This window comes from Aeromonas sp. Y293-4 (assembly GCF_027705905.1).
Lineage (GTDB): Bacteria > Pseudomonadota > Gammaproteobacteria > Enterobacterales > Aeromonadaceae > Aeromonas > Aeromonas veronii.
Window position 1 is genome coordinate 22,396 of sequence record NZ_JAPDCI010000008.1, and the last position, 13,802, is coordinate 36,197.

The window sequence follows — 13,802 nt, forward strand, 5'->3', positions numbered from 1 at the left end:
AACGCCAACTCACAGCCTCAACAGGCCACTCACTCATCCATAAAGAGTTCGAGCAGCACGTTCAGATAGCGATGACCGAGGGAGGTAAGCTGCCAGCTATCTCCCAGATCCTCGATCAGCTCCTTGCTTTGGGCGATGGCGAGCACTGTCTCGACCCGCTCCAGCGGCAAGCCGGTATAGGCCTCGAACTCCGCCTTGGGGGCCGGTTCAAACAGGCGGAAGCGGTTCATAAAGTATTCGAGCGGCAGATCGTCTGCCGTCACCTGCCACTGCTCGTCCAGATAGGGGCGACTCTTGTCCAGATACCCTTTCGGATGCTTCACCTTGGCGGTGCGCAGGATCTGCTGATTCACGAGATCGGTCACCTTGCCGTGAGCACCACAGCCGATCCCCAGATAGTCACCAAAGCGCCAGTAGTTGAGGTTGTGATGGCACTGATAGCCCTCTTTGGCGTAAGCCGAGATTTCGTACTGGCGATAACCGCTGGCGGTGAGCATGGCGTGGCCCTGCTCATAGATATCCCACAGGGTGTCATCTTCCGGCAGTTTGGGCGGTTTGGAGGCAAATGCCGTGTTCGGCTCTATGGTGAGCTGATACCAGGAGAGGTGCGGCGGGGCGCAGTCGATAGCCTGCTGCAGGTCATAAAGGGCATCATCCAGACTCTGATCCGGCAGACCGTGCATCAGATCCAGATTGAAGGTAGGCAACTTGATGGCATGGGCCAGTGCAGCGGCCTTGCGCGCCTCTTCCGGGCCATGAATGCGGCCGAGGCGGGTCAGCTTCTCCTGCTGAAAGCTCTGCACCCCGATGGAAATACGGTTGATGCCGGCGAGCTGGAAACCGGCGAACTTGTCCGCCTCCACCGTGCCCGGGTTGGCCTCCATGGTGATCTCGCAATCCGCGGTGAGCTGAATGCGGGCCCGTACCCCGTCCAGCAAGGCTTGCATCGCCTCTACCGTCAGCAGGCTGGGGGTGCCGCCGCCGATAAAGATCGAGGAGAGCGGCCGTCCCTGCGCCCACTTCAGATCCTGATCCAGATCCTCCAGCAGAGCGGCGACATATTCGAGGTGAGGCAACTCCCCCTTCTGGGCATGGGAGTTGAAGTCACAGTAAGGGCACTTCTGGACGCACCAGGGCACATGAATATAAAGAGAGAGCGGCGGCAGTTGCAGCATGGGGCTTCCAATAAAACGGGGGCTCAAGGCCCCCATTGTAGATGACTATGTGTAATTGACCGTGTGTAACCGACAAGGTGGCGAAGTGACTCAGTGCGCCGCAGCCAGCGCCGCTTTGAGCTTGGCCAGCGCCTGACCGCGATGGCTCAGCTGGTTTTTCAGCTCGGCTGGCATCTGGGCGGCGGTGCAGTCGTGATCCGGCACGAAGAAGACCGGGTCATAGCCGAAACCGTGCTGACCGCGCGGCTCGTCGATGATCATCCCTTCCCAGCTCGCCTGACAGATGATGGGAGTGGGATCGTCAGCGTGGCGCATATAGACCAGCACACACCAGAAGCGGGCGCTCTTCAGGTACTCGGGGGCACCTTGCAGCTCGCCGAGCAGCTTCTCGATGTTGGCCTTGTCGCCGGCACCCACACCGGCAAAGCGGGCGGAGTAGACGCCGGGGCGCCCTTGCAGCAGATCGACTTCCAGACCGGAGTCATCGGCAACGGCGGGCAGACCGGTAATGCGGGCGGCGTGGCGGGCCTTGATGATGGCATTCTCGACGAAGGTGGTGCCGGTCTCATCGGCATCGGAGACCGCAAACTCGCTCTGTGGGATCACCTGGATCTTCATATCGGCCAGCATGGCGGCCAATTCCTTCACCTTTTTCTGGTTACCTGTTGCCAGGACAAGCTTGTTCATCGAGCACCTCCGCAAAAATAATCTGCGCATTCTATGCGGCGCAAGCGTTTAGTAAAAGCGTCAATTACACCCGCGGTGATGGGGTTGCGGGTGATTTGTCGCCATCTAATAACCAGCTTTTTAATACATGTTTCCATAATGGAATAACCAAAGTGATTAAATACCATTTCTATTCATTACTGTGAGTCAGTAGACTCGCGCCCCAATTCATTAACCTGGCTGACTAAAGAGGTGACAGATGCCATTGATACTTTTACTCGTACTACTGGTGCTGTTCAGTCCGCTGGCTATCGACATCTACCTGCCCGCCATTCCGCAGATGGCCGAGCAGCTGGGCGCCGAAGTAACCCTGATGCAGGGCACCATCACCTGGTTCCTGTTCAGCATGGGGCTGGGGCAACTGCTTGTTGGCCCGCTGGCCGATCGCTACGGTCGCAAGCCCATCGCGCTGGGCGGCGTGCTGCTCTATGGCCTGAGCGCGCTGGGGGCCGGTTTTGCCGCCAGCCTCGGCGAATTGATGCTGGCGCGAGTGCTGCAAGGCTTCGGCGCCTGCGCCACCTCGGTCGCCGCCTTCTCGGTGGTACGTGACAGCTATGGCCCGAAAAAGAGCGGCCAGATGATCTCCTATCTCAATGGCGCCATCTGCTTTATTCCTGCGCTGGCCCCCCTGCTCGGTGGCTGGCTCACCGCCAAGGCGGGCTGGTCTGCCAACTTCTGGTTTATGGCCGGTTATGCGCTCATCGTCGGCTGCTGGCTGATGTGGCGGATGCCGGAGACCCGCCCGGAGGAGACCCGCAGTGAAGGGGCCCTCATCAGCTGGTCCCGCTACAGCCCGGTGCTGCGCTCCCCCAGCTTCCTGTTCAACGCGTCCCTGTGCATGCTGGCGATGGCGGTGATCCTCGCTTATGTCACCGCCGCACCGGTGCAGCTGATGGTGAAACTGGGGCTGGATATGAGCGGCTTTAGCTACTGGTTTACCGCCAACGCAGCGCTCAACATTCTGGCCTGCTTCATGGCGCCGCGCTTTATCGCCAAGGTAGGGCCAAGACGCACCCTGCGCATCGGCCTGCTGGTGTTGATGCTCTCGGCAATCACCCTGACTTTGGCCATGCATATCGAGCACCCGCTGGCGATGATGGGGCCGGTGTTCCTCTCCAGCATCGGCTTTGCCATGATTCTGGGCTCGGCCGCCGGGATGGCGCTGGCACCGTTCGGCCACTGCGCCGGTACCGCCGCCGCCCTGCTCGGCCTGTTCCAGATGAGCGGCTCCGGCGCCCTGGTTGGTCTGACCGGCGCCCTGATGCACGACCCGCTCAGCCAGCTGGCACTGCATATGTGGCTACTGCTGCCGCCTCTGGTGATGCTGATGACCCGGCGCGGTCGCCGCTTGTGTTTGCAATAAATCCTGTGCTCTGATGGGCACACTCATGGGGCCGTCGGCCCCCTTCTCATTTGTATCGCCTTTACAGCATATGGCCATCCGGCAGATTGCCTGCGATGGCAACCCCACTCACTCGATGTCAGCGGAGAACTCCCGATGAGCCACACTCTCAACGCAGCCCTGGTGGGCTATGGCTTTGCAGGCAAGACCTTCCACGCCCCCTTCCTCTCCACCACGCAGGGCTTGTCCCTCAGTTGGGTGGTGAGCCGCGATGCCGCCAAGGTGCAGGCCGATCTGCCCGGCTGCCGGGTCGGCTCACTGGAGGAGGTGCTGAGCGATGAGACCGTCGATCTGGTGGTGATCGCCACCCCCAACGACACCCACGCCCCCCTCGCCCGCCAGGCGCTGCTGGCAGGTAAACATGTGGTGATCGATAAGCCCTTTGCTCTGGATCTGGCAGAAGCGAAAGCACTGGTCGAACTGGCCGAAAAGCAGCAGCGGCTGCTCAGTATCTTCCACAACCGTCGTTGGGACGGGGATTTCCTTACCGTGCGCCGTTTGATTGCCGAAGGGACGCTGGGGCAGATCGCCCAGTTCGAATCCCACTTCGATCGCTATCGCCCCGAAGTGCGCCAGCGCTGGCGCGAAGCGGGTGGCCCGGGTTCCGGCCTCTGGTTCGATCTCGGCCCCCACGTGCTGGATCAGGCATTGCAGCTGTTCGGCCAGCCGGACTGGCTGCAGGCCGATCTGGCCGAGCAGCGCCCCGGCGCACTGGCGGACGACTACTTCCATGTGGTGCTGGGTTACGGTGCTCTGCGGGTTATTCTGCATGGCAGCTGTCTGGTATCGGCCACCATGCCCCGCTTTGTCATTCACGGCAGCCAGGGCTCGTTCGTGAAATTCGGTATGGATGTGCAGGAAGATCAGCTCAAGCAGGGCTTGCGGCCACCGGCGGCGGATTGGGGCATGGATAGCGAACCCGGTCAGCTCAGCCGCATTGTCGATGGTCAGTTAAAGCAGCAGAGCGTGGTGGGTGAGGCGGGGGATTATGGCGCCTACTATCGCGGTGTCTGCGCCGCCATCAAGGGCGAGGCAAGCAACCCGGTGCCAGCAAGTGAAGCGCTGGCGGTGATGGCGCTGCTGGATCTGGCCCGTCAGAGCCACCTTGAGGGAAAACGGCTGCCCTGTCAGAAGCTGTCTGACTAAGGTGCGGATCATCGGCCGCTATTGACCAACCTTGACCTTGTTAAACCGCCACGAGATGGCAAAAAAGCGGTGTTTTATTGTGCAATTAGTGCCATTTAACGGCATCTTGTATTGATATCAGTCGTTGCAGTGGAGCTTTTTATCCACGGCACGAAAAAATGTCATTGTGATATCCGTTTTCATCGGTAACTAATGGGGCTATATTGCGCCCGCCTGCTGCCTCCCGGCTTCTTGTTTCAATACCGGGCAACGGTGGGCGCTGTGATGGTTGCACAGACCATCTCTCCATCTTTTTTTGAGGGAATGCACATGAACAAAGTACTGGTAGCCGGTATCCTGGGTCTGATGTTGACTGCTTGCGGTCAGAAAGAAGAAAAAGCTGCTGCTCCGGCCGCCGAAGTTGCTGCCACTGTAGAAAAAGCCGCTAGCGAAGCCACCTCTACCGTAGAGAAGGCCACCTCCGAAGCGACTGCAACCGTAGAAAAAGCTGCTACCGAAGCCGCTACCAAGGTTGAAGCTGCAGTGAGCGATGCCAAGGCCAACTAAGCCTGCACCTCATTCGAAGACGGGTCCGAAGGCAACTTCGGGCCCGTTTTTTTATCTGTCGTTCAGGGGGCCGGATTAATCAGCGAGGTGAGGATGTGATCCTCCCAGCGGCCATTGATCATCAGATACGCCCGTGCAAACCCCTCCCGCTCGAAGCCGAGCCGCTCCAGCAAGGCGCCACTGCGCTGATTGGCTGGCATATAGCAAGCCATGATGCGATGCAGATCGTGCTCCCGAAACAGGTAGTCGATGGCGGCTGACAGCACCTCTCCCATCACCCCCTGCCCCTGATGCTGCTGGTCGATGGCGTAGCCCAGATGACACGCCTTGAAGACCCCCATCAGGATATTGCTGAAGTTACAGGTGGCGATCACCCGCTCACCAGCCGGATCGAGAGCCACCAGATTTACGCCGGTGCCGTTGAAGAACTGGCTGTAGCTGTCCTGCAGCCGGGCATGCCAGTAAGAGAGGGTGTAAAAGTGCTCGTCCCGAAGCGGCTCCCAAGGGGTGAGATGGTCACGGTTGCGCCGGTAGAAGTCGAGCATCATGGGGGCCTGATCCGGCGACAGTATGGTCAGGTGGGTGCGGGCCGTCTTGATATGTGGCAGCGCCATCAGGACTCCCTCTGCCTTAACCACTCATCGCGCAGCAGGCTGTAGTGGGCATGGTCCACAATCCGGTTGCCCAGCCGCTCTGCGCGCCGGGTCACCCCCTCAAGCTGCATCCCGAGCCGTTCACAAACAGCCCTGCTGGGCTCGTTATCGGTGGCGGCGCTGATCTCCACCTTCTCCATCCCCATCTCCTCGAAGGCGTGGTGGATCAGGGCCTGACAGGCCCGGGTGATGATGCCGTTACCCTGCCAGCGCTCCGCCAGCCAGTAACCGATGACCACCTTGCCAAGGTCGTGATCGATGCTGTTGTAACCTATGACCCCCACCACCTCCCCCTGATACTCGATGGCAGTGGTGAGCCCCTCGCCGCGGGCGAACTTCTCGATGGCACTGCGAATGAAGAGGGCGCTGTCAACGGGGCGCTGGATCAGTGGCGGCCAGGGTAGCCACTGGGAGAGGTACTCCCGGTTGTCATTGCAGAGGGCAAACAGTTCGCTCGCCATATCGGGCTGCAAGAAGAGCAGCGCAAGCTCGTCGTCCAACTGCCATGAAAACATGGGATTCTCCTTTCAAATCAGTGCTCAAATCGCGAACCAGCACCCAATGTAGCCAATCGCCACTGGCCGCGCCAGCCACTTTTACGGCCCTCCTCCGGCAGGTCTCGCAGAGGGTCACAGCGTGCGTTCTCTCCTCCCTCAAAAGAGGAGGGTGGGTGTCTGAAACAGGATAATGCTCTCCACATGGCGCCGAAGAATGCCCCCAAACGGCACTTTGGCTGATCCTGCTACCCCTTTGTGCTGCGCTGTCACTTTTGACAGGGGGCACTTTCCCCCACCGGCACTAGCTTCAAAACGCCCGACCTTCGGTCGGTTTATCAACCTCATCGATTTAAGGAAAGAAGAGATGAATAAAATTTATCTGGCCGTTGCGCTGGCTTGCTGGGGAAGCGCCGCACTGGCGGCGCAAGAGGTAGAGATCAACGTAACGGCAAACGGCATCCGGGCCATGACAGGCCTCAGTGCCGCGAGTGGTACCTTGCAGCTGGAAGATGGCGAGTTTCGTCAGGTACGGGTGGTCAAGCTGCCCAACGGCCAGCAGCGGATCCGCTACGAGCAGGTCTGGAACGGCATCCCGGTAATGGGTCAGGTGGTGGTAGCTGACAAGAGCCTGAACGGCCAGCTGCAACAGGCCAGCGGGCGCATGCTGCGCCAGATCGATCAGGATGTGGCAAGCCCGGCCGCCACCCTCTCGCCACAGGATGCCGCCAGCAAGGCCAAGGCGGGTAGCAAGGGGAGCAACGAGCAGGTCAAACTCTACGTGATGCAGGATGAGAACGGGCTGGCCCGGCTGGTTTATCAGGTCTCCTTCATCGCCGAAGGTGACAAGCCAAGCCGCCCCTTCGTCATTCTTGATGCCCAGAGCGGTGAGGAGCTCAAACGCTGGGAGGGGATCAACCACAAGGACGCCACCGGCCCCGGGGGCAACATCAAGACCGGCAAATACTTTTACGGCGCCGACTTTGGCCCGCTCATCGTGGATGACAACTGCCGGATGACCAGCCCCAACGTCGATACCATCAACCTCAACCACGCCACCTCAGGCGGTGCCATCCACCAGTTCACCTGCCCGGAGAACCGGGTCAAGGAGATCAACGGCGCCTACTCGCCCCTCAACGACGCCCACTACTTCGGCAACGTGGTGTTCGACATGTACCGCAACTGGTACAACACGGCGCCCCTCACCTTCAAACTGAAGATGCGGGTTCACTACAGCAAGAATTACGAGAACGCCTTCTGGGATGGCAGCCAGATGACCTTCGGTGACGGAGCTACCACCTTCCACCCGCTGGTGAGCCTCGATGTGGCGGCCCACGAGGTGAGCCACGGCTTTACCGAACAGAACTCCGGGCTGGTCTATTCAGGACAATCCGGCGGCATCAACGAGGCCTTCTCCGATATGGCGGGGGAAGCGGCCGAGTTCTACATGAAGGGGAGCAACGACTGGCTGGTCGGGGCGCAGATATTCAAGGGAAACGGCTCCCTGCGCTACTTCGAGGATCCGACCCGGGATGGCAGATCCATCGGCCATGCGGCGGATTATCGGGAGGGGATGGATGTACACCACAGCTCCGGGGTCTACAACCGCGCCTTCTATCTGCTCGCCACCAGCAGTGGCTGGAACACCCGCAAGGCATTTGAAGTGTTCTTGTTGGCCAACCGCCTCTACTGGGGCGCCAACACCAACTACCAGCAAGGGGCCTGCGGCGTCAGCCGGGCGACCGCCGACCTGGGTTACAGTCAGGCGGATGTGGCACGTGCCTTCCAGACCGTCGGAGTCGATGCCAGCTGCGGCAGCACGCCGCCACCGAGCGACAACGTACTGCAAAACGGCGTGCCGGTAAGCAACCTTGCCGCCAGCAAGGGTGGCAAGCTCAACTACACCCTGAACGTACCGGCGGGCACCAGGTCGCTGCAGATCAGCAGCAGCGGCGGCACCGGTGATGCCGACCTCTACGTCCGCTTTGGCAGCGCCCCCACCAGCAGCAGTTACGACTGCCGCCCCTACAAGGGGGGCAATAACGAAAGCTGCTCGTTCACCAATCCCAAGGCGGGCACCTGGCATGTGCAGCTGTCAGGGTTTTCCGCGTTCAGTGGCGTAACCCTCAAGGCCAGCTACTGATCCACCCGATGCGGGCCTTGTCCCGCATCGTTCTACTCATTGCGCCACCGTTTCGCCAGCGTGCGGGCGGTGGCCAACACGGTTTCCCGGGCCGGGTTGGGCCGCTTGCCACCGCGCCACGCCATCATCACATCCCAATGTTCCTGCGGCAGATTGCGCACATCGAGCCTGACCAGCCGCCCCACCTCCAGATCCCGCTTGATGGCCAGCTCCGGCATCAGGGTGATAAACCCGTGTTCCAGCGCCAGATCCCGCGCCGCACTGGCGGGTTGCACCGCATGCAGGGGGCTAGCGGCCCGTCGCAGCCGCCGCAACTGCTGGATAAAGACGTCACACCCCGGCCCCCATACCTGAGGCGCCAGCCGCTGGTCGGCAATATCCTCCAGGGTGAGGCCGTGACAACCGGCCAGCGGATGCAGTGGCGAGGCGATAGCGATAATGGGGGAGCAACAGAGCAGCTCCATCTGCAGGCCCGCAACCGGCGGGCGCTTGAGCACAAAGCCGATATCGGCCTCCCCGGTCAGCAGCGACTGCATGATCTCGCCGGAGTGATCCGTGGTACAACGGATTTCGAACGGCTCGTCCACCAGCTCCATCAATAGCGAGCCAAACACCACCGAAGTGAGGGATGGCAGGCTGGAGAGACGGATACAAGGCAGCGCAGGCGCCCCCTGCAGTGCCAACCGCCCTTCGCTCAGAGTGGCCAGCGCCGAGCGGGCGGCAGGGAGAAACTCCTCGCAGGCACGGGTCGGCGTCACCCCGCGTCGATGACGCTGAAACAGCGGCGCCCCGAGGCTCTCCTCCAGCTGAGCAATCCGCTGGCTCACCAGCGGCTGTGACCAGCCACGAATGGCCGCCGCCTGACTGAAGCTGCCCAGCTCGGCCACATCCAGCAGCAGTTGCAGATCGTCCAGATCCATAGACATAAATAATCCTGATATGAAATATAGGTAGTTGTCGTCTACCACTATATCTAAACCCTCTCCAGAATGAAGGTATCTGTGAATGAGAGGGCGTTATGGTCGATAGGGCGAGGTTTTGGGGACGCTGGTTTCTGGCGCTGGATACCACACTGGTGATCCTGGGTTTCTTTGTGGTGATGCCGATGATCAGCCTGCGCTTCGTCGATCAACTCGGCTGGGCGGCCGGTCTGGTGGGGCTGGCCCTCGGCCTGCGCCAGCTGACCCAACAGGGGCTGGGGATCTTTGGCGGCTCCCTCGCTGACCGCTTCGGCGCCCGCCCGCTCATCGTCACCGGCATGTTGTTGCGGGCGGTGGGCTTTGCCACCCTAGCCTGGGCCGACAGCGGCGCCATGCTGATCTTCTCCTGCTTCCTCTCAGGTCTGGGCGGCTGCCTGTTCGACCCGCCACGGGCGGCACTGGTGATCAAATTTACCCGTCCCCATGAGCGGGGCCGCTTTATCTCCCTGCTGATGATGCTGGAGAGCGCAGGGGCCGTCACCGGTGCCCTGCTCGGCAGCTGGCTGCTGCGCTTTGACTTCACCTACGTCTGCCTGCTGGGCGCCGGACTCTTCACGCTGGCGGCTCTCTGCAACTGGACCCTGCTGCCCGCCTACCGCCTCTCGGTCAAACCGACCCCGATGCGGGAAGGGTTGGGACAGGTGCTGGCTGATCGCGCCTTCTGCCGACTGGTACTGATCTTAAGCGGCTACTACATGCTGTGGGTACAGGTGATGCTGATTTTCCCCATTCTGGTCAAGCAGCTCTCTGGCACCACCACGGCAGTGGGCTGGATGTACAGCCTGGAAACGGCGCTGTCACTGGCGCTGCTCTACCCTATCGCCCGTTTCAGCGAGCGGCGCTATCGGCTGGAGAGCCGGCTGATGGCGGGTATCCTGCTGATGACGGTGGGGATCGGGCTGGTCGCCTTCGTCAGCACCCTCTCCGGCATCTTCGTACTGCTGGCCTGCTTCTATCTGGGGATCATCATCTGTGAACCGGCCCGGGAGACCCTGATGACCCGGCTTGCCAACCCCACAGCCCGCGGCAGCTACATGGGCTTCAGCCGCCTCGGACTGGCGCTGGGGGGCATGACCGGCTATGTGGGCGGCGGCTCCCTCTATGACTTCTCGCTGCAACAGGGACAACCAGCCCTCCCCTGGCTGGTGCTGGGTACGGTGGGTGTGGCCACCATGTTGCTGCTCGCCCGCTGCTTCTCCCGCCGCCCGGAGCTGGCCATCAGAGCCGCCGCCTGACGATCTCCCCACCTGCGGCAGCCCAATCAACGGAGCTGCCGCTCACCCCATATTCTGCAAGTCATCACGGCAAAAGGTTGCGAATTACAACTTTTACGCTATTTTAGTTGTTATGCACAACTAAAAAGGAAATTCCGACATGGATCCCCGTCCCCTGCGCGCCCTGTCGCGCGATCTGGTTCGCGAACTCGGCATGCTCTCCCAGCAATGCGGCAATCTGGCCCTCACCCCCATCGAGGCTCACCTGCTAATCGAGCTGGAAAACGCCCCGGCCACCAATCAGCAGCTGGCAGAAAAGCTGCACATCGACAAATCCAACGCCAGCCGTCCGCTGGCGCGCCTGGCCGAGCGGGAGCTTATCAGCTGGCACCCGCACCCCTCTGATGGCCGCAGCAAGGAGGCCCGCCTCACCGTCAACGGTCAGGGGATGCTGCTGGAGTTGCACCGTGAGATGGACGGGGCGATGGAGGAGATGCTGGCACAGTTGAGCCTGCCCGAACGGGAGCAACTGTGGCAAGGGCTGCGGCTCTATCGCAGCGCCCTCTCCCGCGCCCGTCGCCAGCGTGGTTACCGGATCCGCCCCATCACGGCGGCGGACAATGCCCAGATCGCCTTGGTGATCCGCGCCGTATCAGCCGAATATGGCCTCACCGCTGACAAGGGGTATGGGGTCTCGGATCCCAATCTCGACACCCTCTCCCAGAGCTATCAGGGGAAGAAGAGTCGCTACTGGGTCATCGAAGGACCGGACGGTTCCATCCTCGGCGGTGGTGGTATCGCGCCATTGGCAGGAGAAGAGGGAGTCTGCGAGCTGCAGAAGATGTACTTTATGCCAGCACTGCGCGGACTGGGCCTTGGCAAGCGGCTGGTATTGCAGGCACTGGACGAGGCGCGCGCGCTTGGTTATCAGCGCTGCTATCTGGAAACGACCGAGGTCTTGCGCGAAGCCACCAGCCTCTATGAATCACTGGGCTTTGAACACCTGCCCGGCCCCCTTGGCTGCACCGGCCACGGGGATTGCGAAATCTGCATGGTGCTGACACTGGGGTAGCTCCCTCATCCCCAACCCTTCTCCCGCAAGGGGAGAAGGGGGCAAAAACACTTCCGCGACCTTTCAGGCAGACCTCTGATGGTTCCCTCTCCCTCCGGGAGAGGGCTAGGGTGAGGGCTGCTTGCGACTGGTATATGCTGAACCATTCCCCCTGCATCCCTCCTTAAAACAGGCAAAACGGCACAAAACAAGAGACCCCGCCGAAGCGGGGTCTCTTTGATTATCTGCCAACAGGCAAACAAACCGTTATCAGTGCTCGCGAGTCTGACGGAACTCAACGTCCGGGTGGCGCTCCTGAGCCAGGCGCAGGTTGACCATGGTCGGTGCGATATAGGTGAGGTTGTCACCGCCATCGAGGGCCAGGTTGACCTCGTTCTTGCGCTTGAACTCTTCGAACTTCTTAACGTCGGTCCCTTCCACCCAGCGGGCGGTGGAGACGTTGACCGCCTCGTAGATGGCCTCGACGTTGTACTCGCTCTTGAGGCGAGAAACCACCACGTCAAACTGCAGCACACCGACCGCACCAACGATGAGATCGTTGCTGATCAGCGGACGGAACACCTGTACCGCGCCCTCTTCGGAGAGCTGGACCAGCCCCTTGAGCAGCTGCTTCTGCTTGAGCGGATCGCGCAGGCGGATGCGGCGGAACAGTTCCGGCGCAAAGTTCGGGATACCGGTGAACTTGAGATCCTCACCCTGGGTGAAGGTGTCGCCGATCTGGATGGTACCGTGGTTGTGCAGACCGATAATGTCACCGGCGAAGGCGTCTTCCGCCTGCTCACGGTCACCGGCCATAAAGGTCACGGCGTCGGAGATGTTTACATCCTTGCCGATACGCACGTGGCGCATCTTCATGCCCTTGGAGTAAGTTCCTGACACGATACGCATAAAAGCGATACGGTCGCGGTGTTTCGGATCCATGTTTGCCTGGATCTTGAACACGAAACCGGAGAACTTCTCCTCGGTCGCTACCACTTCGCGGCTCTCGGCCTTGCGGGGCATGGGAGACGGCGCCCAGTCAGTCAGGCCATCCAGCATGTGGTCAACACCGAAGTTACCCAGTGCAGTACCGAAGAAGACCGGGGTCATCTCGCCAGCGATAAAGGCATCGTGATCGAACTCGGGAGAGGCGCCCTGCACCAGCTCCAGCTCGTCACGCAGTTGCTGAGCCAGATCTTCGCCGACGGCGGCATCCAGATCCGGGTTGTTCAGCCCCTTGACCACCCGCTTCTCCTGGATGGTGTGGCCCTGACCGCTCTGATAGAGATAGGTCTCATCCTTGTAGAGGTGATAGACACCCTTGAAGGATTTACCGCAGCCGATAGGCCAGGTGATGGGGGCACACATGATCTTCAGCTCGCGCTCCACCTCGTCCATCACTTCCATCGGATCGCGCACTTCGCGGTCCAGCTTGTTCATGAAGGTGAGGATGGGGGTATCACGCAGACGGGTGACTTCCATCAGCTTGCGGGTCCGGTCTTCAACACCCTTGGCGGCATCGATGACCATCAGGCAGCAGTCGACCGCGGTCAGGGTACGGTAGGTATCTTCAGAGAAGTCCTCGTGGCCCGGGGTGTCGAGCAGGTTGACCAGACAATCGGCATAGGGGAACTGCATCACCGAGGTGGTGATGGAGATACCGCGCTGCTTCTCCATCTCCATCCAGTCGGATTTGGCATGCTGGCCCGAGCCACGGCCCTTGACGGTACCGGCGCGCTGAATGGCCTGTCCGAACAGCAGGACTTTTTCAGTGATGGTGGTTTTACCCGCATCCGGGTGCGAAATGATCGCAAAAGTGCGTCTCTTGGAGACTTCACTCAGAAATTCAGCTGACATAATTCAACGTTCTTCTATTGAGCGGTGGCATCAGCCACCGTGGGAATAAATCCGGAATGCCGCTCACGGCACATGTATACGCAACGAAAGCCACGCCAGCTGGCGTATTGCCAACCTGGTGGAGAGAGGGAGGAGGGTTGCGTTACATGGGTCTTCTCGCCTGAGTCAAAGCAAAATTGCGCGACATTATACCCGCGCGAGTGAAAAATACCCAGCCTGACAAGAGATGATAATTTGGCCGCTCCTCCGTTCCACAGGTTCCAACTGAACAGAAAATCAAACACTCCGAATGGGATGGCAGCATCCGGACCATGTGGACTTGGCCCCCTCCTCATGCCAGCAACAACCACTCTTGATAAATTTTCATACTTGGACTTTCCCTATCCAGCTACAAATATGTAAATCGTATCTACAT

Annotated in this window: 12 protein-coding genes; 6 read left to right on the forward strand and 6 right to left on the reverse strand. The window is 60.4% G+C overall.

Annotated features, from left to right (window positions below; translation table 11 throughout):
• Positions 1–29: 29 nt before the first annotated feature.
• Both hemW and rdgB read right to left on the reverse strand, forming a co-directional pair.
• Positions 30–1,175, reverse strand: coding sequence for a radical SAM family heme chaperone HemW (hemW, locus tag OKC31_RS10620; RefSeq protein WP_247823933.1), 1,146 nt, complete (start codon positions 1,173–1,175; stop codon positions 30–32).
• Between the two features lie 90 nt (positions 1,176–1,265).
• Positions 1,266–1,862 (reverse strand): RdgB/HAM1 family non-canonical purine NTP pyrophosphatase, encoded by a 597-nt coding sequence (gene rdgB, locus OKC31_RS10625; RefSeq protein ID WP_005340539.1) that lies wholly within the window; start codon positions 1,860–1,862, stop codon positions 1,266–1,268.
• A 238-nt stretch (positions 1,863–2,100) separates the two neighbouring features.
• Here rdgB and OKC31_RS10630 point away from each other — a divergent pair, with 238 nt between their 5' ends.
• The 3 genes from OKC31_RS10630 to OKC31_RS10640 all read left to right on the forward strand — a co-directional run bounded on the left by OKC31_RS10630 (position 2,101) and on the right by OKC31_RS10640 (position 4,995).
• Complete coding sequence (locus OKC31_RS10630; RefSeq protein WP_247823932.1) at positions 2,101–3,264, forward strand: multidrug effflux MFS transporter; 1,164 nt, start codon at positions 2,101–2,103, stop codon at positions 3,262–3,264.
• A gap of 135 nt (positions 3,265–3,399) precedes the next feature.
• The gene (locus OKC31_RS10635) at positions 3,400–4,449 is read left to right on the forward strand and encodes an oxidoreductase (RefSeq protein WP_247823931.1); all 1,050 of its coding nucleotides are present in this window, start codon (positions 3,400–3,402) and stop codon (positions 4,447–4,449) included.
• 309 nt (positions 4,450–4,758) lie between these two features.
• The gene (locus OKC31_RS10640) at positions 4,759–4,995 is read left to right on the forward strand and encodes a hypothetical protein (protein ID WP_247823930.1); all 237 of its coding nucleotides are present in this window, start codon (positions 4,759–4,761) and stop codon (positions 4,993–4,995) included.
• Positions 4,996–5,057: 62 nt separating this feature from the next.
• On the opposite strand, the gene rimJ is transcribed toward OKC31_RS10640, so the two are convergent.
• Together rimJ and OKC31_RS10650 are read right to left on the reverse strand one after the other, a co-directional pair.
• On the reverse strand, positions 5,058–5,609 hold the full coding sequence (gene rimJ, locus OKC31_RS10645; RefSeq protein ID WP_088870132.1) for a ribosomal protein S5-alanine N-acetyltransferase: 552 nt from the start codon (positions 5,607–5,609) through the stop codon (positions 5,058–5,060).
• Complete coding sequence (locus tag OKC31_RS10650) at positions 5,609–6,163, reverse strand: GNAT family N-acetyltransferase (RefSeq protein WP_005340529.1); 555 nt, start codon at positions 6,161–6,163, stop codon at positions 5,609–5,611. Before OKC31_RS10650 ends, rimJ begins: the two co-directional genes overlap by 1 nt.
• 346 nt (positions 6,164–6,509) lie before the next feature.
• On the opposite strand from OKC31_RS10650, the gene OKC31_RS10655 reads away from it, so the two are divergent.
• Positions 6,510–8,285, forward strand: a complete 1,776-nt coding sequence (locus OKC31_RS10655; RefSeq protein WP_270656964.1) for a M4 family metallopeptidase — start codon at positions 6,510–6,512, stop codon at positions 8,283–8,285.
• A 32-nt stretch (positions 8,286–8,317) separates the two neighbouring features.
• On the opposite strand, the gene OKC31_RS10660 is transcribed toward OKC31_RS10655, so the two are convergent.
• Positions 8,318–9,211, reverse strand: a complete 894-nt coding sequence (locus OKC31_RS10660; RefSeq protein WP_005340524.1) for a LysR family transcriptional regulator — start codon at positions 9,209–9,211, stop codon at positions 8,318–8,320.
• 92 nt (positions 9,212–9,303) lie between these two features.
• Between OKC31_RS10660 and mdtH the strand changes: the two genes are divergently transcribed.
• Both mdtH and OKC31_RS10670 read left to right on the forward strand, forming a co-directional pair.
• Positions 9,304–10,500 carry a multidrug efflux MFS transporter MdtH gene (gene mdtH / locus OKC31_RS10665; protein WP_247823928.1) on the forward strand — a complete coding sequence of 399 codons (1,197 nt, stop codon included), beginning with the start codon at positions 9,304–9,306 and terminating at the stop codon, positions 10,498–10,500.
• 139 nt (positions 10,501–10,639) lie between these two features.
• Positions 10,640–11,551: a bifunctional helix-turn-helix transcriptional regulator/GNAT family N-acetyltransferase gene (locus OKC31_RS10670; protein WP_216954877.1), complete on the forward strand. Its 912-nt coding sequence runs from the start codon at positions 10,640–10,642 to the stop codon at positions 11,549–11,551.
• Between the two features lie 249 nt (positions 11,552–11,800).
• On the opposite strand, the gene prfC is transcribed toward OKC31_RS10670, so the two are convergent.
• The gene (prfC, locus tag OKC31_RS10675; protein ID WP_085942998.1) at positions 11,801–13,390 is read right to left on the reverse strand and encodes a peptide chain release factor 3; all 1,590 of its coding nucleotides are present in this window, start codon (positions 13,388–13,390) and stop codon (positions 11,801–11,803) included.
• Positions 13,391–13,802 lie beyond the last annotated feature (412 nt).

Coding starts and splice junctions, on each gene's coding strand:
- hemW (WP_247823933.1), bottom strand. CDS start 1,175: ATGCTGCAACTGCCGCCGCTCTCTCTTTATATTCATGTGCCCTGGTGC.
- rdgB (WP_005340539.1), bottom strand. CDS start 1,862: ATGAACAAGCTTGTCCTGGCAACAGGTAACCAGAAAAAGGTGAAGGAA.
- OKC31_RS10630 (WP_247823932.1), top strand. CDS start 2,101: ATGCCATTGATACTTTTACTCGTACTACTGGTGCTGTTCAGTCCGCTG.
- OKC31_RS10635 (WP_247823931.1), top strand. CDS start 3,400: ATGAGCCACACTCTCAACGCAGCCCTGGTGGGCTATGGCTTTGCAGGC.
- OKC31_RS10640 (WP_247823930.1), top strand. CDS start 4,759: ATGAACAAAGTACTGGTAGCCGGTATCCTGGGTCTGATGTTGACTGCT.
- rimJ (WP_088870132.1), bottom strand. CDS start 5,609: ATGGCGCTGCCACATATCAAGACGGCCCGCACCCACCTGACCATACTG.
- OKC31_RS10650 (WP_005340529.1), bottom strand. CDS start 6,163: ATGTTTTCATGGCAGTTGGACGACGAGCTTGCGCTGCTCTTCTTGCAG.
- OKC31_RS10655 (WP_270656964.1), top strand. CDS start 6,510: ATGAATAAAATTTATCTGGCCGTTGCGCTGGCTTGCTGGGGAAGCGCC.
- OKC31_RS10660 (WP_005340524.1), bottom strand. CDS start 9,211: ATGTCTATGGATCTGGACGATCTGCAACTGCTGCTGGATGTGGCCGAG.
- mdtH (WP_247823928.1), top strand. CDS start 9,304: ATGGTCGATAGGGCGAGGTTTTGGGGACGCTGGTTTCTGGCGCTGGAT.
- OKC31_RS10670 (WP_216954877.1), top strand. CDS start 10,640: ATGGATCCCCGTCCCCTGCGCGCCCTGTCGCGCGATCTGGTTCGCGAA.